Source organism: Dyadobacter sp. 32 (genome assembly GCF_902506755.1).
GTDB lineage: Bacteria > Bacteroidota > Bacteroidia > Cytophagales > Spirosomataceae > Dyadobacter.
Window position 1 is genome coordinate 889932 of sequence record NZ_LR735258.1, and the last position, 22948, is coordinate 912879.

Below are 22948 nucleotides of genomic sequence, written 5' to 3' on the forward strand. Positions count from 1 at the left end.
AAGCATGCAATTTTCACATTTACACTGTCATACCCAGTTTTCTCTTCTCGATGGAGCAGCAGATATCAAAAAGCTGTTTAAAAAAGCAAAAGCGGATAACATGCCTGCCGTAGCCATCACGGATCATGGAAACATGTTTGGTGTTTTTGAGTTCGTAGCTGAGGGCAACAAGCAAGGCATCAAACCGATTGTGGGCTGCGAATTCTATGTGGTCGAAGATCGGCATGTCCGGCAGTTTACAAAGGATAAAAAGGACGTACGCCATCATCAGCTGTTATTGGCAAAGGATGAGATTGGCTACAAGAATTTGGTGAAAATGTGTTCTCTTGGATTTATTGAAGGGATGTATGGAAAGTACCCCCGTATTGATAAGGAACTGATCGTTCAATACCACAAAGGGCTGATTGCCACAACCTGCTGCATAGGCGCCATCATCCCCAAAACCATCATACGAAAAGGAGAAGAGGAAGCGGAGAAGGAATTCAGGTGGTGGCTCGAATTATTTGGCGACGATTTTTATGTGGAGTTACAGCGTCATGAGATCAGGGATCAATACATAGTCAATGAGGTTCTCTTACGTTTTGCCAAAAAGTATAATGTGAAGGTTATATGTTCCAATGACTCCCATTATGTGGATCAGGAAGATTGGAATGCGCATGATATTTTGTTGTGTATCAATACGGGCGACAAGCAAAGTACACCTTCTGCGAAAGATTTTGATGATGAAAAGGGCATTCCGAAAGGATCCCGGTTCGCTTTTTTCAATGACCAGTTTTATTTCAAAAATACAAGTGAAATGATGAAGTTGTTCCATGACTTACCTGAGTCACTGGACAACACCAACGAGATTGTTGACAAGATCAAAACCCTGAACCTCAATAAAGATATTCTTTTGCCCAACTTCCCTATCCCGGAGGAGTTCAAGACGCACACCTTATCCGAAATCGTTGGAAAGAAAGAGCTTACTGCGGACGTGCTTAATCAGTGGGAATATCTGAGGCACATTACCTTCGAGGGAGCGAAATTCAAGTACGGTACCATTACCGCTCAGATTGAAGATCGTCTGAACTTTGAATTGGAAACGATCCGGAACATGGGTTTCCCCGGGTACTTTCTGATCGTAGCGGATTTCATTGATGCAGGCCGAAAAATGGGCGTGTTTATTGGTCCCGGGCGTGGTTCCGCGGCAGGGTCGGTGGTAGCCTATGCAACGGGAATCACCAATATAGATCCCATCAAGTACGACCTGCTTTTTGAGCGTTTTCTAAATCCCGATCGTATCTCTCTGCCCGATATTGATACGGATTTTGATGATGAAGGTCGTCAAAAAGTGATTGATTATGTTGTCAAAAAATACGGTTACAATCAGGTTGCCCAGATTGTAACATATGGTACGATGGCGGCAAAATCAGCCATTAAGGATGTGGCCCGTGTGATGGATCTGCCACTTCCTGAGGCAAATATGCTGGCTAAGCTCGTTCCTGACAAGCCCGCATACAACATGACCCTTTCACGGATTTTTTCTGCACCACTGGAAGGGGAGGGGAGTCTTACCAAGAAAGAGGGTATAGCACCTGAGGAACTTGAGAATGTGAAAAAAATGCGTGCGATCATTGCCGGAAAGGATCTTCAGGCGAGTGTTTTACAGGAAGCCAGAAGACTGGAGGGAACCGTGCGCAACACTGGAATCCATGCCGCGGGTATTATCATTGCGCCAAGCGATCTTACCGAGATTATCCCAGTAAGCACCTCCAAAGATTCGGACTTTCTCATTACCCAGTATCAGGGAAAAATTATTGAGGATGCCGGCGTAATCAAAATGGACTTTCTGGGGCTGCGAAATCTTACGATTATAAAGGAGGCCCTCCGACTGATCAAACAAAACCACAACGTGGATATTGTGATTGACGATATTCCGCTGGACGACCCCAAAGTATTTGAGTTGTTTCAACGCGGTGAAACCAATGCCATTTTTCAGTTTGAATCTGATGGGATGAAAAAGCACATGCGCGACCTGATCCCGGATCGGTTTGAGCATTTAATTGCCATGAATGCCCTTTATCGTCCGGGGCCGATTGCCTATATCCCCAACTTTATTAGGCGTAAAAACGGGCTCGAAGCGATTACTTACGATTTGCCGGAAACCGAGGAATACCTTGCCGATACATACGGAATCACGGTTTACCAGGAACAGGTGATGCTATTGTCACAGAAACTAGGTGGTTTCACCAAAGGGCAGGCCGATACCCTAAGGAAGGCAATGGGTAAGAAACAGATTGAAACCCTGAATAAAATGAAGGGGGAATTCATGAAGGGAGGAGGAGAAAGGGGGCTGGATCTCAAAAAACTTGAAAAAATATGGACCGACTGGGAAGCATTCGCCTCCTATGCCTTTAACAAGTCTCACTCAACTTGTTATGCGTTTGTAGCATATCAAACGGCCTATCTGAAAGCCCATTATACCGCGGAGTACATGTCGGCGGTACTGACAAGTTCTCTTGGGAATATTGAGAAGATCACCTTCTTTATGGAGGAGTGTAAAAACCAGGGCCTCAAAGTCTTAGGGCCAGATGTAAATGAATCGGACCGGCAATTTAATGCCAACAAAAAGCACGAAATACGCTTTGGACTGGCAGGTGTAAAAGGAAGCGGTGACGCAGCGGTGGAGGCAATCATTGAAGAACGAAATCTGAATGGGCCATTTACCGATATTTTTGATTTCATTACCCGGGTTAATTTACGAACTGTAAATAAGAAAACAATTGAGAGCCTTGCATACGCAGGTGGGTTTGATTGTTTCCCCGAATTTCACAGGGCGCAATATTTTGCGATTGAACCGGGCGAAAATGCCACATTTATCGAAAAGCTGATCCGGTATGCCAATAAACAGCAGAGTGATACTTCACCTGATCTGTTTAGCCATTCGGGAGGGGGAGCGGAAATTCCCAAGCCGAAAGTGTCTGAAATCCCTGAGTGGGACGACCTGGCCAAATTGCGCTACGAACAGGAAGTGGTTGGTTTTTATATTTCCGGTCATCCGCTGGATACGTTCAGGGTGGAGCTTGACAATTTCTGTTCCTGCACCGTGGACAAGGTAATGGAAATACACGAAGGTGAAAGGGCGCCAAGGTTATTTGGTAAGGAAGCCAGTATTGGTGGTATTGTTACAAGTGCAGTGGAGCGTATGTCCAAAAACGGAAGCCCTTTTATGATTTTTAAAATTGAGGATTACAAGGGATCAATGGAAATGCTGCTTGGTGGCGAGGATTATATCAAGTTTAAAAACTACCTGCAAGTGGGTCATTTTCTGTATATTAAGGGTAAGGTTCAAACGCGCTGGAAGCAGGACGATAACTTTGAATTTAAGATTTCGTCTATCCAGCTATTGCCCGAGATCAGAGAAAAATTGTGTAAAAAAATCAGAATCAACCTGACCCTCGATCAGATAGACGCCCAATTCATCCACGTGCTGCAGGATACTTTTGCTCATCATCCGGGTTCCTGCACAGTAAATATGACGGTTACAGATCCCGAAACACATGTTGAAGTTGAAATGCTATCAAGAGGGTACAGGGTAGCACCCACCAATGAGTTATTTAAGATGCTTAACGGGTTTCATGGGGTGAAATTCTTTTTAAACTGAGTGTCTTATGTGTGCCCCTGCGGAACTTTTAGATAACATAATTGATTGTAGTAGCAACATATAAAAATCATTAAGACTCTTTTTTGAAATGGGAAAAGCACTTGAAATTACGGATAGCACTTTTGAAGAACTTATTCAAAGTGATCAACCAGTACTTGTTGATTTTTGGGCTGAGTGGTGTGGCCCTTGTAAAATGATAGGACCTGTGGTGGAGCAGCTTGCCGGAGAATATGAAGGTAAGGCAATTATTGGTAAAATGGATGTAGATATGAATTCGGCTATACCAGCAAAATTCGGAATCCGTAGCATCCCAACGTTGATGATATTCAAAAGCGGACAGTTGGTCGACAAGGTGGTAGGCGTTGTTCCTAAAACTACTTTGGAAGATAAATTGAACGCTCAGATAGAGGCTATCGTATAGGTAACCTTCTGATTATAAGTATAAAAAAGGCCCTGTAAAGGGCCTTTTTTATGTGTTGCTGGTTAAGTTTTTAAAGAAATTATAGATTCAAGATATCCGGAAGGCTGATCCCAACACACGAGAATTGGCTATTCGCTGATTGATATAGTATAAGCCGCACTGTAATGATGTTTGCTTTTCAGGCAAAGGATACCCTCTTTTGTTTCAATATCCTGATTGGTTTCCACACTATCTGCAATTCCCAGCCAGGGCTCAATGCATACAAATGGCGCGTTTGGTTTTGCCCACAAACCCAGATATGGAAAATCATCGAATTGAACAGTAAGAACTTGTTGGGACTTGGTACTTCGCAGGCTAACCTGACGCGATTTCAGGTTTTTAAATATCAAGGCATCGTGATCAAATAATGTGCGACTGAGGTGGAGTACATTTGTGTTATGCAACGTCGGTTTGCTCTCCTCGGTCACCAGACCTTCTGCACTTAGTACCCAGGTAGAATCTGTTTCCGGTTTATCAAATTCCAGATAGTAATCTTCGTATCGTTCTGCAGCATGAAGCGGGCATGCGAAAGCAGGGTGCGCTCCCAGCGAAAAGAACATGTCTTCATCGCCGGTATTTTTCACCAAATGACTCACCACCAATCGATTAGCGAACAAGGTGTAGGTAATTGAAAACTCAAACTGAAAAGGATATACCATCAGGCTGGCTTCATCGGCCACTAATCCAAACGTAAGACTGTTTTCGGTTTGCGCGGTTAATGTGATGTTTGTATTCCCCCTAATAAAGCCGTGTCGTGGTAAGGAAAAAGATTGACCCTTGTAGAAATAACTGTTGTTCTTCAGTCCGCCCACAATTGGGAACAGGACGGGGGAGTGGTTGGGCCAGAAAGTCGCATCGCCATTCCATAAATAAGATAGACCTGATCGGACGGATTCGATACAACTTAACTCCGCGCCGGTCTGCTTAACCGAGATTCTTAAAAAATCGTTTTTTATGTGGTGTTCCATTCTTGTTTTAAGTTTTGGTTAAAGGGGAGTCTTTTCCGGCATTAAATTGATTTTTGACTAACATAAATTGAAACCCCTTTCACTGTAAGCGTCTTATACTTGTTTTATATAGCGTCAAGAACTTCCAGGATGATGCTGACACTCTCACGTATCTGATCTTCTGTAATGGTTAAGGGGGGGGCGATGCGCATGGATTCATCACAAAATAGAAACCAATCCGTAACAACGCCCTTCTGAATGCACCCATCAATGGTTTTTTTTAGCTTTTCAAAGGATTCCATTTCAGCAGCAAGCATCAGGCCTTTTCCTCTGACTTCCTTTATTTTGGGGTGAACAAGCAAACTTTTGAATAAAGCTCCCTTTGGTATGGAGCCTGCCGGAAGGTTGTCGGCGAGGGTGACATTTAACGCTGCAAGTGAAGCTGCACAGCTTACGGGATGCCCGCCGAAAGTGGTGATATGTCCAAGTACCGGATTGGTTTTCAGTACCTGCATCACTTCGTGCGAAGCCATAAATGCGCCAATTGGCATACCTCCACCCATGCCTTTGGCGCTCAGCAATATATCCGGATAAATGTCGTACTGTTCAAATGCCCAAAAGCTTCCGGTTCGGCCAAAGCCTGTCTGCACTTCGTCGAAAATGAGTAAAGTGCCGGTCTCCGTACATTTCTGGCGCAACGCTTTAAAGTATTCCTTGCTGGCCAGTCTGATTCCGGACTCCCCCCCTACAATTTCAATCACAATCCCGGCAGTCTTTTTTGTTATCTTTTCAAGATCTTCTAACCGGCCATGTTTGATATTTTTTATTTCGGGAAGCAGAGGCCGGAAACTTCGTTTAAACGATTCGGCACCCGAAAGGCTAAGTGCGCCCTGGGTGGCTCCGTGGTAGGCATTAAAACAAGATATAAACTCTGAGCGCCCCGTAAATCGCTTCGCGAGTTTCATGGCTCCTTCCACAGCTTCGGTTCCCGAATTGGTAAAATAGACATTATTTATCAGTCCATATGGAGAAGGGCTTGCACTTTCAAGCTGCAGCGTGTTGCACAAGGCACTGGCCAGCAGTACTTGTGTACCTTGTATATACTCGCCGTACACAAGTAAATGCATGTGCTTATCCAACTGGTCATAGATGGCTTTAAGAACCTCGGGATGCCTGTGACCTACACTGCTAACTCCGATTCCCGAAATGAGATCCAGATACCGTTTACCATCCCTATCGTACATGTAAATACCTTCCGCACGTTCAATATCAAGGGCAAGAGGAAAATCAGAGGTCTGGGCGAGGTGATCAAAAAAAAGCTGACGATGAGTAATATGCATTTTAAATGTTTTATACTTATTAAAAGTATACGACTGTTTTAATTATTTAAAAGTGGAAAATGTATAGTAATTTCCCTCACCCTTTGAGATGGTTATCTTCTACTTTTCGAAGTAACATGCGCTGCCACCCACCCAGGTAAAATTCTTATTGTAATCCACACCAATCATTTCTCCACGGCTAAGCCTGCTCAGGCTGATCATTAATTCTGGGCGGTCGGCGTTGTCGGGCCAGCCATACATCATCCTGATTTCACATTTAACCAGCCCGTCAGGTGCCTGAATCACCGGTTCATAGACCACTTTTTTTTGCAATATATAATTTTCAGGATCAGATAAAGAGGTAAGCATTTCCTTGTTCACATGAATTTTAACACCACTTCCGGCAAAGGAAAAAAGTGGTTTCAAAACATAGTTTTGAAGGTCTGATGGAAACGACTGGCTGTAATCACTGACAAATTTTGTTTCAGGGACAAACTGGCTTTTGAGTAATGGAAGTGCAAATTTGCTGATTCTGAAAAACCAGTTGGGGTGACCCACCCAAGTGACATCTACATCATCCGTGAATTTAAAACTCGTTTCAACATCCGGGTATTTGGCAAGATCATCGAAAATCAGTCTGTTGTAAATCCGCTTCACCCGAATTTTTCGACCGTCTTTCTCGTAGAATAGATTTCGTCCCTCCCGGATCAGTTTGGTATAGCAGATCGCTTTTACGCCAATCATTGCTTCGGTTATTTCAAAGTCTATTCTTGTTTTCTGCTTTTCCGGAAATATTTCAAGCAGTATCACTTGTTCCGGATCTTCATCGGCAACGATCAACGCTTTGAGCGACTCGATGTAGGCATGATAATCATTGGTATTTAACGCATAGTCAAAACCCGTTGGGATGGAAAAGTGTTTCGGAAATGTTTCAGAGAGGTAAGCCTGATAACCAAATATGGATGGGAATCCTTGCAGTTCAATGAGTTGCGGAATGAGCTCGCCCGCATCAGATCTGCAAATGGCAAAGTCAATGGCCAAAAATGAAGAATGCCCATTTTCATTAGGCACGCGCTGGTTATCAGGTACCGCCCTTTCAGTTTGCTTGATAAAACCAGGTGATACCAGCGTTTCTATGATCTCTTCACAAGCTGAAATGATATGGTTTTTCAGGGCAATTGGAATAAAGACGGGGGTTTCTGCAATACGAAAATCCAGTTGGCCCGGATAATCCGAATCGATTGCCTTTACAAACTGTTCGTAAGCTTTCTCACTGAAAGACGCATTGAATTCTTTTCGTGATGGGTGATGCATAATGTTAAACTAAATTAGTCATGTGGTAGCAGGTGGGAGCAATCAGGCTGTTACTGAATCGCGTTCTAAAAGGGCAGTTTTTAAAAACGATGGAATAATTACCGACTCGGTCATCAGTATTTTGTCCGGGTCATTGAGGTGCTCGATCATGTTATTGTACTTGGCAGCGCCATGGTTACGCACAATACTGGCCTTTTTGTCCTCCCTGAGAAAATATCTAAGCATGCCTTCCGAATCGGCCTCCGGATGAAATTGGGTGCCAAAGATCTCCTTAGAAAATCGGATGCACATAATCGCTTGCTCCAATGGAATATGCGGCCTCTTTTTTTCAAGACACAGAACGCTGGCACCGAAAGTCTCCATATTGGCCACGTTTGGTTGCGTGACCTGATAATCACGGGAGTCAACAATCCAAAAGGGATCTTTCAGCTGACTCAAAATCGGCTCTTTTTTTCCTAAAGGAGTTTTATGGACCGGAAAAGTTCCAAACGAAGTTTTTCTTCGTTTGCTTACTTCCGCCAAATTCCAGTGAATACTTGCCATTTGAAAGGAATGACAAATAAGAAACAAATGCTTTTTCCTTAGTCCAATTGAATTGTATGCTAAAAGCTGGTCAAGAAATTGAAAAAATCTTTCCTCCCAGTGGTGACCGCCGGGAGCCGGGTTGCCAGGGCCGCCACTGGATATATAGGCATCGTAATCGAGTCCGGGAATTTCATGTTTTTGTCTTACATCAAACACAGTAAAGTTGACAGGGAATTGCTCCCTTACACCAAATTCCGTTATTATCTTTTTAATACAACGCATACCTTCGTTCTCAAGGCCGTCGTACATGTCCAGAATAGCGATTCTGAATTCTTTTTCGGGGTTATTCATTTTTTTGCCTTTGATATCGCTGGGTGATGCTCTTCCGGTGTCACCTGCAACGATTATCGGTGTCAGTAATTAGTTTAATCCAGTCCTATCCTGGTTTCGGAGACAATATAATCTACAACGGCATTCATATCATTTGTCTTGTCAAAAACAGCGAGTTGGCGATCGGCTCCCGTACCCATCTCCATGATCTGATGAATGTACTCGATTTCCTTTCTGCTACCAAGCTCATCGATCACGTCATCAATGAATTCCAGAAGTTCACCAGCCAGAATTCGATAGTCTACTTCTTCCTGTTTACCAAAGTCGATCAACTTGCCTTGTATGCCATACCGCGCAGCCCGCCATTTGTTTTCATTTATCAGCATCCTGTGGTAGGGCCTGAAACTGAGATTGGCGCGGTGCAGCTTGTGAATCTTGGCAACCAGTGCCTGCATAATGGCAGCAAGGCATATGGTTTCGTCGGTGCGCATGGGAACGTCGCACATGCGGAATTCAATGGTGTTGAAAAATGGATGGACCCGTATGTCCCACCATATTTTTTTTCCGTTGTCGATACACTTGGTTTTGATGAGCAGGTTTACATACTCATCGTATTCTGCTGCACTGGAGAAGTGGTCGGGGATGCCGGTTCTGGGGAATTTGTCAAATACTTTTGATCTGTATGACTTAAAACCAGTGTTGCGGCCACACCAAAAGGGAGAATTGGTAGATAACGCATAGATATGAGGCAGGAAATACCTCACGGCATTCATGATTTCAATTCCTTCATTCCGGCTTTCAATTCCCACATGCACATGGAGCCCGAAAATGAGATTTCCACGTGCTACATCACGCATTTCGTCGATGATTTCATCATAACGAGGATCCGGGGTGATTAGCTGCTCAACCCAGTCTGCGAAAGGATGGGTGCCCGCAGCAGCTACCTGAAGGTTTTGCTTGTCGGCCAGGTCCAGGATCATCTTCCGCAGGTAAGTCACCTCTTCCCTGGCCTCCTGTATGTTATGGCAAATATTGGTTCCCACTTCCACCACGGCCTGGTGCATTTCTGCTTTCACCCTTTCGTTCAGAGTGATTTTGCCGTCTTCAACCAATTTTGACATGTGAGACCGGAGATTTCGGGTTACCGGATCTATCGTTTGAAATTCTTCCTCAATTCCCAGTGTAAAGGTGCGCATGTTTGTTGATGGTCTTGGGTTGTTATTTCTTTTTGGAAGGTTTTGATTCGGCCTTAGCAGGCGCTTTTTCCTTTACGGCGGTCTCCTCTGTCGACTTGGCAGTCGCCTTTTTCCTGATCGGTTCTTTTACAATTGTAATATCAGCTTTTGGAGCAGGTTTTTCCTTTTTTGCAGAGATTTTAGCGGTTGGAGTTGCATCCGGCTCGGTAATGGTTGAGCCCGCCATTCCCAAGGTGATCGCTTCGCTGATGAAAGTTCCCCAGGTCAGGTTCGTTTGTCCAGGTACTTGTTTTTTTGCGCGATCGATTGCCATATTGGCTGCCGCCTCTACTACCCACTCAAAGTTTTCATGCCCTACGGAATATACATCAGCATCTGGCGCCGGATTGCAGAAATCAATGGCAATGGGAATACCGTCACGAACAGCAAATTCGACGGTATTGAAATCGTAGCCAAGGGCAATATTTAGTTTTAAAACATAATCTTTTATTGTTGCAAGCAATTGCTCTTTGGCTTCACCTGTGGCGTTTAGCTCGGCTGCATAGCGCAAATGATGTGGATTACGAGGCTCGTATGGCATGATCAGTACATCTTTTTGACCAATACAGTAACATCTTACATAGTCGTCAAAAACAATCTCTTCCTGTAACATCATGATGAGGTGCCCCGTTTCTGCATGTTTGTTCCACATATCCTGCGGATCGGAGACTTTATATACACTTTTCCATCCCCCGCCGTCGTGGGGCTTCATGTAAGCCGGGAAGCCCACGTAGGTGAACATTTCCTCCCAGGCTAGCGGAAATGCCAGATTTCGAAAGGAGGTTTCCGTAGTGTCCATTGGTCGTTCTTTGGATGGAATCAACACTGTTTTAGGAACCGGGACGCCAATTTTTTCGGCAAGTGCATTATTGAAAAATTTCTCATCGGCACTCCACCAAAACGGGTTGTTTATGACGGCGGTTCCACTGAGAGCGGCATTTTTGAGATACGCCCTGTAAAACGGTACATCCTGAGAAATACGATCGATAATAACCGCATATTCGGTTGGATCAGCTTGGATGACTTTATCAATCGTGACGGCTTCTGCAATGATATCTTTTTCTCCCTTGCTGTTGACCCTGTCAATAAATGCTTGAGGGAAAGTGTTTTCCATTCCAAAAAGAATTCCTATTTTCTTCATAATTCGGTTTGCGTTGTATGTGAGTTATTTGTGATGAGTATAATGGGTATGAATTTCTAAAATTGAACGTATGCCACTCAACAATCCGATTTATAAAATTTTTGAAAGGTAGTGCGGGAACATTTTATTCCAAAGTTGCCAGTCGTGTTTTTCCCAGCCCCATATATCAAGCCAATGGTCAATTCCTTTGGCATTGAGTATGTCGGATAGTTTTATGTTGCTGCCCAGGCAGATATCCCATTCGGACGTGCCAAGTACAATTTTCATGTGTCCGTATTTCCAGCCTTGTTCATTGGGGAGGTAATCTACGGGGTTATTAAAGTATACATTGTCGTTGTAGAAGCCATCCATAAAACTGCGGATGTCGAAGGCTCCGCTCATGCTAACGAGGTAGGCAATTTTGTCGGGGTGTTTAAATGCGAAATTGGCAGCATGAAATCCGCCGAAGCTGCAGCCTCCCACACCGATCTTTTCAACGTGACATTCCGACCGGATAAATGGCACCAATTCATTGGAGAGAAATTTGTCGTATTGAACATGATTCAAAACCCGGTAATCTGGGGAAAGGTGCTTCGCATACCACGATTCGGCATCAATGGAGTCGATACAGTAAATCTTGTATTTGCCGGATTCGACCAGTCCGCGTACGGACGCTATGAGCCCCATATCCTTAGCCTGATAGTATTTTCCTAATGTCGTAGGAAACAGCAATATAGGGTACCCCCAGCTGCCGAATACCAGCATATCAATTTCGCGTTGAAGATGATGAGAGTAATATTTAATATGCTTTTCTTCCAAGGCTTGTTTTGTTAGTTAATATGGGAAAGTTACGAAAGTAATTTTTAGAACCAAATTAATGCGATGGACCTTGTTTCGGCACAGCCACGAGCTTTCTGATATCGGAATTTTAGCATATTATCGCCATTATTAAGTATACATTGGTGGTCTTGGCAGTGCATGCATCCGTAGCCTATCGCCGGCCTCGGGTTATAAACGGGACGTAGGTTTCACATCAGGATGATTTTACCTAAATTGCAGACTTTTTCACAATTCATCACCATCTGTACCCCAACTTGGTTCGTCCATTGACATCATTCGTCGAAAATAGCATTTTCTCGGAATATCTTCATCGGGAGGTGCATCTCAGCATTATTATTCCCGCAGATTTAGATCCATTGCGTGTATACAAACTATTGTTATTCAACGATGGTCAGGATTTTGCAGAGCTGCAAATGAACAGACAACTCAATCTGCTGTATGCAGAAAAGAAAATTGAACAGGTTATTGTCGTAGGTATCCATGCCAACCATAACAGGATCCAGGAATATGGCACCGCAGTAAGGGCCGACTACGCAGGTAGAGGCGTTTTTGCTGGTGCTACGACAAAATTTGTTATTCACGAATTGTTGCCCTTACTGGTGCGGCATTATCCAATCCGAGATCAGGGAAATATCTATGCAGGATGTTCTTTAGGGGGATTAATGGCCCTTGACATTGCCTGGCACCATCCTCATTATTTTTCAAAGGTGGCTGTCTTTTCAGGGGCCCTCTGGTGGCGGGGCAAGGCCGTTGGATATGGATACGAAAATTCGGATCGGATTATGCATGCGCAGATCAGGGAATCCTACTCAATGCCCGCTCTGAAATTCTGGTTTCAGACGGGGACACAGGATGAGACGGATGATCGGGACGGAGACGGTGTTATTGACTCCATACAGGATACGCTGGAATGTATCTCGGAGCTCGAAAGGAAGGGTTACGGGTGGGGCCACGATATTTGTTACCTGGAAGTGCAGGATGGTAAGCATGATACCTCCACGTGGTCTGCTGTACTGCCCGACTTCTGCCAATGGGCTTTTGGGGTCCGTGCGGATACGGCATCTTGACTCATAGTTCAGAAAGAAATTTCATGGTATCAACAGTATCTGCATAATCGAACAATCCGGGTGTCTGCGCCTTACCGAAAGGAATATGATTTTCAATAATTGACTCATTTGATAGGACACACTGTATTTTATCTGCGTTGGCAATGAGGTGTGCCTTCGCGTCGTGAAGTGTGTGGTAGGGTTGATAATATAAAACGCTAATGGGAGAAACAAGCGCTTCGTTTTCTGTGATCATCAGGAAGCCATTGTCAACGTGAGGTGTACGGTTGATTAGTAAAACGGATTTGTTGTACTCGTAGTTGTTGAAGTATTTATGATGATTGAGACATACCTGATCAAGGGATTGAATGGATTCGTAGAACTTGGTAAAATCATATCCTTCCGGAACAAATATTTTCGAGACATTGCGACAGCCAAGTCCAAAATACTGCATGATATCCACCCCCAAATTTTCTAAATCAGTTTCCGTTTCAGCGCCGTTAAGGACAGCAACAGAGGTCCTGTTTTTGCGGATGATGTTGGGTTTGTTTGCGAAGTAATAATGAAAATACCGGGCGGTGTTGTCACTTCCTGTTCCGATATAAGCATCCGCAGCGTTGAGGCGATCTACAATCTGAATGCTGTCTTTCAGGGCGGGCTCTATTTGCGTGAGTACTTCGAACAATGAAGGAAGGATCACCTGATCCTCGGAGCTTAACTTGGCCATCAGGGTGTGCCCGCTGATGAGAACAGCCAAAGCGTCATGAAAGCCTACTGCGGGTATATTCCCCGCCATAATCACACCTACTTTTTTAGAGTTACTGACTTCTTGATACGTGTAGCACCATTCCGAAAGCTTATCAGGGTGCAGATATTGCGTGCCTATGGCAGATAAAGATTTGAGTACATTGGGTACGGTGAACCAATTGTTCTTTCGATTGGCGCTGATGGCCAGTTCTTCAAGATGCGGCGTATTCTGGGGATCAGTTAAATATTTTCCAAGCTCAACGAAGGCATTTATTCTGCTATTTCTTGATATCATCACAGGTAAACGATAAATAATTAAATTCTATATATTGTATTTAATTTTCTGATTGTCTTGAAACTTTAAATAGTTATATTTGTTAGTCTGATACAGAGAAAATAGGAACAAATATAAACAATCCGGCGACTATGGCTATAATGATAACCGATGAATGCATAAATTGTGGGGCGTGCGAGCCAGAGTGTCCCAACACGGCTATTTATGAAGGAGGAGTAGAGTGGACTTGGGGAGATGGCACCAGTTTGGAAGAGGTTGATTTTGGGGATGGAACCATCGTCAGCGGTAAAGAGAAGCAATCGCCCGTTTCTGATGAATTCTACTATATTGTTAGCGACAAGTGTACCGAATGTGTTGGTTTTCATGAGGAACCGCAGTGCGCGGCAGTTTGTCCCGTGGATTGCTGTATACCAGATCCCGATAATGAAGAGGAGGACGAAACATTACTTGCTAAAAAATCATGGATGCATGGTGAGTAACAGATAATTACGAAATATTTTGGACTTGGGCCCGCAGATTGCGGGCCTTTTTTTTGCTTCACCGTTTTTGGAAAATGGTAAAATAGTAATATTCCTGAGAAGTAATTTATCTAGATGTTGATTTATAAAATTTTGTATTTGGTTCAATATACAGAATAATGAATAGGAATTTATTTTTGCATAATTTGGTATATTATGATTAGATTCCAGTAAAAAATAGAATAAAAAATAGAAAATTGTATTTTAATGGATTATTTTTTACCAAAATATTTGAATAATATAATTTATGTTCAATATTTGATTCATAATTGATGCCGGAAAGCGAAAACAACTTAAACAGAATAAAATTATGAAAAAAGTCTATTGTACAGTATTATCTCTAATGTTTCCTTTATTGGGTTTTGCGAAGTCTGAGGAAGAGAAGAAAGCTACCGTTGCGGAGGTCAATCAAGTAACAGAAGTGAAGGACGAGGAGGAGGCAAAAGGTGCGTTTGCATTTTCCGGCTATCTTGATTCTTATTATTCCGCCAACTTGAACAAACCTTTATCGCGCAGCAATGGCGGTGCGGCAGGTACAGCTAGAGTATTTGATTCGCGTTCTGGTCAGTTTTCGCTGGGTTTGGTACAGACAAGGGCATCTTACACCAACAGCAAATCCGAAGCAGTTGTAGATCTTACCTTTGGACCCAACGCAAACATGGGTAATTATGGGAATGCCGTTTTCAGTACTGCACTTGCCATCAAACAAGCCTATTTTACTTATAAGTTTACCGATAAGTTCTCGATGACCGCGGGTCAGTTTGGAACACATATTGGTTATGAAGTAATTGACGCACCCGCAAACTTCAATTATTCTTTGTCTAACCAATTTAACAATGGTCCTTTTTACCACACAGGTCTTAAAGCGACCTACGCATTTTCCGATCGTGTATCGTTAATGGCGGGTGTTGTAAATAATGTTGATGGAATTGAAGACAATAATAGAAAGAAAGCATTCATCAGTCAGCTCTACGTTTCCCCGGTAAAAGGTTGGAACGTGTATCTGAATTTTATCAGTAGTAATGAAGCGAGTCCGAGTATGGAAGATGGCAAAACCCCAAGTGCTTCGTATACCATGTATGACGTGGCTACAAGTTATCAGATTACAGAGAAGTTTTTGTTGGGGGTAAATGCTTCCTATGGTGCACAGAAAGGTGATTACCAGGGTGCAGGTGGTCCAAGCACCACTGAATCATGGGGTGGCATAGCGTTGTATGCGAATACCGCTATAAGCGATAATTTCGGTATAGGTTTACGTTATGAAAATTTCAACAATGATAACGGTGTGAGAGGTTTGCTGGCTTTTCCACAAGGAAAAGGAACAGAGGAAAACCCCATTGCCGGTATCGGAACCAAAGTGAATTCGTTTACTTTGACTGGAAACATTACCCTTGCTGACGGTCACTTGCTTTTGAAGCCGGAAATTCGGTTGGATGCATATCCAAAGGCTACCGGTGCGAATGCACAACAGCAGTTTGAGGATTCCAATGGTGACTTTACAAAAAATAGCCAGACTACGCTTGGAATGGCATTTATCTACAAATTTTAATCAAATACCTTCTTAATCATTCATAATCGTAATTTTTACAACAATGGAAAAGCGTAATTATTTGCCACTAATTATTTTGTTGATAATTAGCTTGTTGGGGGCATTTGTACCCAGTTTGCCTACTAAAATCGTAACAGAGGGCATCAATGCGGGCGACACAGCCTGGATGCTGGTCTCTTCTGCTCTGGTACTTCTTATGACTCCCGGATTGGCTTATTTCTACGGGGGAATGGTAAACAACAAGAACGTAATATCGACAATGCTTCAAAGCTTCATAGCGATGGGTGTGATCAGTGTATTATGGGTTGTGGTAGGTTTTAGTCTTGCTTTTGGAGATGACATCGGAGGATTCGTAGGTAACCCAATGACGCATTTTATGTTCAAAGGCGTTTTGGACGGACCTGCATCCGGCACAATTCCTTTCGCGTTATTTGCTATGTTCCAGATGAAGTTTGCTGTAATTACACCAGCTTTGGTAACAGGCTCCATGGCAGAACGTATCAACTTCCGTTCTTATGTGTTGTTCATGATCCTGTTTTCGATATTCGTTTACTCACCGCTTGCCCACATGACTTGGCACGTTGACGGAATCTTGTTTAAAATGGGCGTTCTTGATTTTGCTGGTGGAACGGTGGTACACATGTCTGCGGGCTGGGCAGCTTTGGCGGGTGCGTTATATCTGAAAAGAAGGAAGTCTCTTTTGGAAGATCATGTATCTCCTCCTGCGAACATTCCATTCGTACTATTAGGAACAGGTTTGCTCTGGTTCGGCTGGTTTGGGTTCAATGCAGGTTCAGCATTGTCTGCTTCTCCACTAGCAGTTTCTGCTTTCGCTGCTACTAACACTGCGGCGGGTGCTGCCGGTTTGGCCTGGGTACTTTTTGATGTTGCAAAAGGTAAAAAAGTATCTGCACTTGGTTTTTGTATCGGTGCGGTGGTAGGTTTGGTTGCTATTACACCTGCTGCTGGTTTTGTAACCGTTCCTGCTTCTATCTTTATCGGAACAATTGCTTCTGTGATCAGTAACTACGTGGCGCATCTACGTACACGTTCAACACTGGACGACACATTGGATGTGTTCCCTTGCCATGGTGTAGGTGGTATGGTCGGCATGTTGATGACTGGTATCTTCGCAACAAGCGCAATCAATCCACTTGTAACTGATCAGGGTCTTGCTTTTGGAGAAACCAAGTTGTTCATCAATCACGTAATCGCACTGGTTGGCGTTTCCTTATTCGCGTTCCTTGGCTCGTTGCTTCTTCTTAAAATTACTGACCTGATTCTTCCGTTGCGTGTATCTGAGTCTGACGAGAAAAGCGGACTTGACGTTAGTCAGCACGATGAGTTTCTTGTAGAAGCTTAAAAAATTAATTGGATATTATGTATTGCAAAAAAGCCGGGACTTTATGGTTCCGGCTTTTTTTGCTATTGGAAGTGGTAAGTCTAATGAAACACTTCTTCTGTAATTTCCGTAACCTCCATGAATCCAAGTGCATTTATGTGGTCGAACTGAATTTCTTTGGTTTCGTTCACCAGCAAAGGATCGTATTTAACAGCCACCCGGATATAGTTTTCCGTGAAACCCAGCATTTGTCCGTTCTGTATTTCATCTTCAAACAGAACCGTTCCTATCTTGCCGATTTGCTGCTCATAAAAGTGGCGTTTTTTCTTTTCAGACAGAATATGCAGCATTTTCGAGCGCTCAGCCCTTTCACTTTTTGCTACTACCGGCTTTATATCTACTGCAAGCGTATTCTCTCTTTCTGAATAAGTGAAAACATGCAGGTATGAAACGTCAAGTTGGTTTAGGAATTGGTAGCTTTCAAGAAACAGTGCGTTGGTTTCGCCGGGATGACCCACAATCACATCTACACCAATACAGCAATCGGGCATCAAAGATTTAATTTTAGCGACTCTTTCCGTGTATAACTCACGTTTGTATCTTCTTCGCATCAATCCGAGGACTTGATTAGACCCTGATTGCAACGGAATGTGAAAGTGTGGTACGAAGCGTTTTGACCTCGCTACAAATTCAATCACTTCATCTGTAAGTAGATTGGGTTCGATGGAAGAAATTCTGAAGCGCGCTATTCCTTCCACTTCGTCCAGTGCCTGGATCAGGTGCAGAAAGCTTTCTTTGCGCTGTCCGTTTTGAATACCAAAATCACCAATATTGACCCCGGTTAGCACGATTTCCTTCACCCCCTTCGACGCGATGTCGTACGCCGATTTTACCACATTGCTTATGGTATCTGACCGGCTTTTGCCTCGGGCAAGCGGAATGGTGCAATAGGCACAGGGATAGTCGCATCCATCCTGCACTTTAAGAAACGTACGGGTGCGGTCATTGAGAGAATAGGAAGTATGATAAGCCACTGCATCTTCAATGCTCGACGCGAAAATCTGAGCAGCTTGACCGGTAGGCGTTTTGTGAAAACTGTCGATGAGTTCCACCAGCCTGAATTTCTCTGCGGCCCCCAGCACGATATCCACCCCTGGTATTTCAGAAATTTCCTTTGGTTTAAGCTGAGCGTAGCAACCAATGATTGCAACAAAGCCATCCGGGTTTATTTTCTGAGCTTCCCGTACAATCTTTCTGCATTTCTTATCTGCATTTTCTGTTACCGAGCAGGTGTTTATGATGAAAATGTCAGGAGTTTCATTGAATTCAACTTTTGAATAGCCCTTTTCTTCAAACATCCTTCCTATCGAAGAGCTTTCCGAATAGTTTAATTTACACCCGAGTGTGTAAAAGGCAATTTTTTTCATATCTCTTAATTTGACTCGCAAAATTACACCTTTTACACTTAACGCTTCAAATAATCTGCGAAAGAGGCCTGTAAATAGGCTCTGGCGTTTTCCACTTCGTGCTTAGGCAGGGTTCCACCCTGCTCGATGAGGTTACGTCCAACGTTCTCCTGCACCATAAATCCGTTGGGTTTGACCCAGGCCATGCCATTGTTAAATGCAAAATATGCAAATGGTGTGCGGTTTTTCTTTAAGATGTCGTTGCTCCAGGTAAATTCATCGGCTTTCAGGTCGAGCTGATGTAGTAAAGTGCTTGCCAGGTCGGTTTGAGAAGCCAGCGTATCGATCGTTATGGATCTTTTTTCGAGCACCCCGCCAAGCCACAACATGGGAATGTGAAATTCGTTTAGCTTGCCGGCGGGTTTTTCTGGCAATGGGTGTCCATGATCCGCAATAATTACCACAAGCGTATTGGACCACCACGACCTTGTCATTGCTTTTCTAATGAAATCGCCCAGGGCCGAATCCGTGTAGTGATGCGCATTCATAAAGAGGTGCTCCGTATCGTTTCCCGGAATTGCTTTTTTCACAGGAACTTCAAATGGTTCGTGGCTGCTTAAAGTGAAAATGGTTGAGAAAAAGGGTTGTCGCTGCTGATCCAGGTCAGTGAGGAGGCGGTTAAACACGACATGATCGTGCGCCCCCCATTTTGAGTTCATGTCTGCTTTTTCAAAACTATGCTTGTCGGTAATACGATCAAACCCCTGCTGGAGAAAATAGGATTTCATATTGGCAAATTCCGTTTCACCACCATAGTAAAATGAGGTAAAGTATCCATGTTGTTTTAACGACTTGGGCAAAGAGGGCAGGCTTGCTGTTTTGGTAGGGATTTTGATGATGGATGGGATGGGTTGAGATGGGTAACCGCTCAGGATAGCCACCATGCCTTTGTCGCTCCTGTTACCGCTGGCGTAGATATTCCTGAAGAGAATGCCCTGTTCTGCTAATTGGTCAAACTGAGGGGTAACGCTCGGAACACCTCCCAGTCCACGAACTACTTTTGCTGTAAAGCTTTCCCAGATGATAATGACAACATTCGGTTTTTCAGCGTTTCGAATTAGTTGCTCATATTCCGAACTGGCTACGTTTAGGTTGGCAACGATCTCTTCTGCTCTGTTTTCTTCCATAGTGATATATGGATTTAACTTGCTGTAACTGCTGTTGATAACCGAGCTTGCGTAGTTCCAGGGAACATTTATGGCAGCAAAATTGGCAAAACTCTTGTTTGAAAAATACGCATTACTCTCATTCATAGGAATTTGCTGTAAACCACCGCGAATTGGAATAATAAGACAGGCCGTCAGAAAAACGAAGAGTACGAAGTTGAGCGTTAGGTGTACCTTATTGAAAAATGGGATGCTCCGGTAGCCTATCCTGACAAGACATTTGATAAGTATAACGGATAGTATAATAAGCAGCAGCGTAAGAGGCACAACGGGTGCGGCAGCCATTGACGCGAATGCCTCGTTGGGTGTCTTTAGGTAATGCAGCGAGCTACTGTCAATTCGGAATCCCCAGGCTTTGAAAAGTTCGAGATCAATCACAACCAGTGTAGCCATGAGAATGGAAATGCTTATGCTATAGCCGCGCATGAGTTTCAGGTACCAGTTCCAGTTGTTTCCTGTGAATGCAACAAGCAATGTGGGGATAACCAGTATATAGCTTGCAAAAGAGATATCCATTCTCACGCCATGCCAGATGCTTTGTCCTATCAGACTGCCTCCGATATCAAGGGCTTTTTGATAATGGTAACCGAGAAAAAGTAGTCGGAAGAGCTGGAAACTGAGAAGCCAGAACATCCAGTATAGAAATAGAAATATGAGTCGCTTAAACATTGGTGTCTTTAATGGAAATGTAAAATTCCAAAAAAATAGAATGAAAAGGTAACCGGAAATGGCAGTGCATGTGAAATAATGGAAAATTTCGTGCAGTTTTGGAAGATAGTATGATGAAATAAATAAATTTGACTGCAATAATCTAAAATCCGTCCCCTTATGACCTTTCGTTCTAAAGCTTTTGAAATTGCCCAGGGCAGAGTAGCTCCAACGCTGACACCGCCTACAGAAAAGGTAGCTGATCTTTATGGAAGCAATACTTTTAGTGACGATGTCATGCGGACCCTTCTTTCTCAAGAGGCTTATATGAAGATAAGTAACGCCATCCGGTCGGGATCTACCATTGATCGCGAAGTTGCTGAGGAAGTTTCTGCTGCCATGAAGTCGTGGGCTATATCAAAGGGCGCCACCCATTATACGCACTGGTTTCAACCTCTTACCGGATCTACTGCGGAAAAACACGATTCCTTTTTCGATCTGACCATTGACGGCAAAGCGGTAGAAAAATTCAAAGGCAGTGCCCTGGTTCAGCAGGAACCTGATGCCTCTTCCTTCCCCAGTGGTGGCTTACGTGCTACCTTCGAGGCAAGGGGCTATACAGGTTGGGATCCTAGCTCCCCTGCATTTTTAATGGATAACGGAGCTGGTGGTAAAACTTTATGTATTCCGTCTGTTTTTATCTCTTACACTGGTGAAGCACTGGATTATAAAGCGCCTTTGCTACGATCACTGGTGATGCTGGATAAAGCAGCCACGCAGGTTTGCCAGTTTTTTAACCGTGATGTGGACAAAGTTACCCCCACGTTGGGTATAGAGCAGGAGTATTTTTTGGTAGATAAGGCATTGTACTATGCCCGGCCCGACCTGCTGATGACTGGCCGTACCGTATTTGGTCATAGTCCGGCCCGAGGGCAACAGCTTGATGACCATTATTTTGGCTCCATCCCGCCCAGAGTAAATGCTTTCATGGTGGATTTTGAATTTGAAGCACTTAAGCTTGGAATTCCTGTCAGGACCAGGCATAATGAAGTAGCACCGGGGCAGTTTGAGTGCGCGCCTACTTTTGAGGAAGTCAACCTGGCCATAGACCACAATGCTTTGCTTATGGACCTGATGCAAAAGGTAGGGGAGCGGCATAATTTTCAGGTACTTTTTCACGAAAAACCTTTTGCAGGTATCAATGGCAGTGGTAAACACAACAACTGGTCTTTGTCCACCGATACAGGGATTAACTTACTGGCACCCACGAGCAAACCTAAGGAAAATCTTCGCTTCCTGACCTTTCTTCTGAATGTTGTAAAGGCTGTTCACGATCACGCGGATCTGCTTCGCGCCTCGATATCTTCTGCTGGGAATGAACATCGTTTAGGTGCAAATGAGGCTCCGCCGTCGATTGTATCGGTGTTTTTGGGCGGAGAGTTGACCAACATGCTCGAAGAGCTGGTCAATAAAGGAGAGATTACCCTGGAAAAGGGTGAAAATTTTTACTATAAGCTCGGAATTACCAGGATACCCAATCTGCAGCGAGATAATACGGACAGGAACAGAACTTCACCATTTTGCTTTACCGGGAATAAATTTGAGTATCGTGCCGTGGGGAGTGCCCAGAATAGTGCTTCACCGATGATCGTACTGAATACCATCGTGGCGAATCAGCTGGTGGAATTTAAAAAGGAAATGGATGACAGGCTGGCAGCAGGTGAAGAAAAGAAAGTGGCTACTGTGGAGATCCTAAAGCGCTACTTTAAAGAATCCAAAAAAATTCTATTTGAGGGTAACGGATATTCAGATGAATGGGTGGAACTGGCAAAAGACAGAGGCTTGACCAACATCAGTGCTACTTATGATGCGTTACACGCTTATGTTACAGAAAGTACGATCAGCGCTTTTGAAAAAATGGGCGTACTCTCCTCGCGTGAGCTTCATGCCAGGTACGAGATTGAGCTCGAGAACTATGTTAAAAAATTGCAGATAGAATCGCGGGTGATCAGCGACCTGGCCTTAAATCACATTGTGTCAACGGTGGTTAAATACCAGTTTAAGCTTGCCCAGACCGCACGGTCGCTAACGGATCTTGAAATGCTTGAGGAGGCAGAGCCCATTAAAGAAATAATTCGGGACATATCTACGCATGTTGTGGTCATTAAAAAACTGGTACATGACATGACCGAGGCCAGGAAAACAGCAAACAATATTGAGGATCTTCTCGCACGGGCAACCTATTACGGATCAAAAGTGAAGGGCTATTTCAATGAGATCAGATATCACGTAGACAAGCTTGAACTGCTGATAGATGATGAGGACTGGCCGCTTGCCAAGTATAGGGAAATGTTATTTCTGGAATAATTTTTTTATTTGTAATTTTTAAACGGTAATTTCAGTTAAAACTCAATTGTCGATAACAACCAATTTAAACT

At 43.7% G+C, this 22948-nt stretch carries 17 protein-coding genes; 7 read left to right on the forward strand and 10 right to left on the reverse strand.

The window, feature by feature from the left end; all coding sequences use genetic code 11:
* The first annotated feature begins 4 nt into the window (after positions 1 to 4).
* Positions 5 to 3643 (forward strand): DNA polymerase III subunit alpha, encoded by a 3639-nt coding sequence (gene dnaE / locus DYADSP32_RS03490; protein ID WP_149244010.1) that lies wholly within the window; start codon positions 5 to 7, stop codon positions 3641 to 3643.
* 88 nt (positions 3644 to 3731) lie between these two features.
* Positions 3732 to 4064, forward strand: coding sequence for a thioredoxin (trxA, locus tag DYADSP32_RS03495; protein ID WP_149244009.1), 333 nt, complete (start codon positions 3732 to 3734; stop codon positions 4062 to 4064).
* A 128-nt stretch (positions 4065 to 4192) separates the two neighbouring features.
* On the opposite strand, the gene DYADSP32_RS03500 is transcribed toward trxA, so the two are convergent.
* From DYADSP32_RS03500 to DYADSP32_RS03530, 7 genes are all read right to left on the reverse strand, one after another.
* Positions 4193 to 5071, reverse strand: coding sequence for an aldose 1-epimerase family protein (locus DYADSP32_RS03500; RefSeq protein WP_149244008.1), 879 nt, complete (start codon positions 5069 to 5071; stop codon positions 4193 to 4195).
* Between the two features lie 104 nt (positions 5072 to 5175).
* On the reverse strand, positions 5176 to 6390 hold the full coding sequence (locus tag DYADSP32_RS03505; protein WP_149244007.1) for an aspartate aminotransferase family protein: 1215 nt from the start codon (positions 6388 to 6390) through the stop codon (positions 5176 to 5178).
* Positions 6391 to 6489: 99 nt separating this feature from the next.
* Positions 6490 to 7683 carry a hypothetical protein gene (locus tag DYADSP32_RS03510; protein ID WP_149244006.1) on the reverse strand — a complete coding sequence of 398 codons (1194 nt, stop codon included), beginning with the start codon at positions 7681 to 7683 and terminating at the stop codon, positions 6490 to 6492.
* A gap of 42 nt (positions 7684 to 7725) precedes the next feature.
* Positions 7726 to 8559, reverse strand: a complete 834-nt coding sequence (locus DYADSP32_RS03515) for a glutamine amidotransferase-related protein (protein ID WP_149244005.1) — start codon at positions 8557 to 8559, stop codon at positions 7726 to 7728.
* 74 nt (positions 8560 to 8633) lie between these two features.
* Complete coding sequence (locus DYADSP32_RS03520; protein ID WP_149244004.1) at positions 8634 to 9734, reverse strand: carboxylate-amine ligase; 1101 nt, start codon at positions 9732 to 9734, stop codon at positions 8634 to 8636.
* Between the two features lie 22 nt (positions 9735 to 9756).
* Positions 9757 to 10914, reverse strand: a complete 1158-nt coding sequence (locus DYADSP32_RS03525; protein ID WP_149244003.1) for a glutathione synthase — start codon at positions 10912 to 10914, stop codon at positions 9757 to 9759.
* A 90-nt stretch (positions 10915 to 11004) separates the two neighbouring features.
* Positions 11005 to 11712 carry an esterase family protein gene (locus DYADSP32_RS03530; protein ID WP_149244002.1) on the reverse strand — a complete coding sequence of 236 codons (708 nt, stop codon included), beginning with the start codon at positions 11710 to 11712 and terminating at the stop codon, positions 11005 to 11007.
* Between the two features lie 287 nt (positions 11713 to 11999).
* Here DYADSP32_RS03530 and DYADSP32_RS03535 point away from each other — a divergent pair, with 287 nt between their 5' ends.
* Positions 12000 to 12800 carry an alpha/beta hydrolase gene (locus DYADSP32_RS03535; RefSeq protein WP_149244001.1) on the forward strand — a complete coding sequence of 267 codons (801 nt, stop codon included), beginning with the start codon at positions 12000 to 12002 and terminating at the stop codon, positions 12798 to 12800.
* A 1-nt stretch (position 12801) separates the two neighbouring features.
* Here the strand turns inward: DYADSP32_RS03535 and DYADSP32_RS03540 are convergent, their stop codons facing one another.
* Positions 12802 to 13821 (reverse strand): acyl-CoA reductase, encoded by a 1020-nt coding sequence (locus DYADSP32_RS03540; protein WP_414617484.1) that lies wholly within the window; start codon positions 13819 to 13821, stop codon positions 12802 to 12804.
* 131 nt (positions 13822 to 13952) lie between these two features.
* Between DYADSP32_RS03540 and DYADSP32_RS03545 the strand changes: the two genes are divergently transcribed.
* The 3 genes from DYADSP32_RS03545 to DYADSP32_RS03555 all read left to right on the forward strand — a co-directional run bounded on the left by DYADSP32_RS03545 (position 13953) and on the right by DYADSP32_RS03555 (position 17251).
* Positions 13953 to 14300: a 4Fe-4S dicluster domain-containing protein gene (locus DYADSP32_RS03545; protein WP_149244000.1), complete on the forward strand. Its 348-nt coding sequence runs from the start codon at positions 13953 to 13955 to the stop codon at positions 14298 to 14300.
* A 349-nt stretch (positions 14301 to 14649) separates the two neighbouring features.
* On the forward strand, positions 14650 to 15888 hold the full coding sequence (locus DYADSP32_RS03550; RefSeq protein ID WP_414617485.1) for a porin: 1239 nt from the start codon (positions 14650 to 14652) through the stop codon (positions 15886 to 15888).
* A 43-nt stretch (positions 15889 to 15931) separates the two neighbouring features.
* Positions 15932 to 17251 (forward strand): ammonium transporter, encoded by a 1320-nt coding sequence (locus tag DYADSP32_RS03555; protein ID WP_149243999.1) that lies wholly within the window; start codon positions 15932 to 15934, stop codon positions 17249 to 17251.
* 80 nt (positions 17252 to 17331) lie between these two features.
* Here DYADSP32_RS03555 and mtaB read toward each other — a convergent pair whose 3' ends face one another.
* Positions 17332 to 18657, reverse strand: a complete 1326-nt coding sequence (gene mtaB / locus DYADSP32_RS03560) for a tRNA (N(6)-L-threonylcarbamoyladenosine(37)-C(2))-methylthiotransferase MtaB (RefSeq protein WP_149243998.1) — start codon at positions 18655 to 18657, stop codon at positions 17332 to 17334.
* Between the two features lie 38 nt (positions 18658 to 18695).
* Entirely contained in the window at positions 18696 to 20531 is a 1836-nt protein-coding gene (locus tag DYADSP32_RS03565) for an alkaline phosphatase family protein (protein ID WP_149243997.1), read from the reverse strand.
* A gap of 159 nt (positions 20532 to 20690) precedes the next feature.
* Between DYADSP32_RS03565 and DYADSP32_RS03570 the strand changes: the two genes are divergently transcribed.
* The gene (locus tag DYADSP32_RS03570) at positions 20691 to 22877 is read left to right on the forward strand and encodes a glutamine synthetase III (protein WP_149243996.1); all 2187 of its coding nucleotides are present in this window, start codon (positions 20691 to 20693) and stop codon (positions 22875 to 22877) included.
* Positions 22878 to 22948 lie beyond the last annotated feature (71 nt).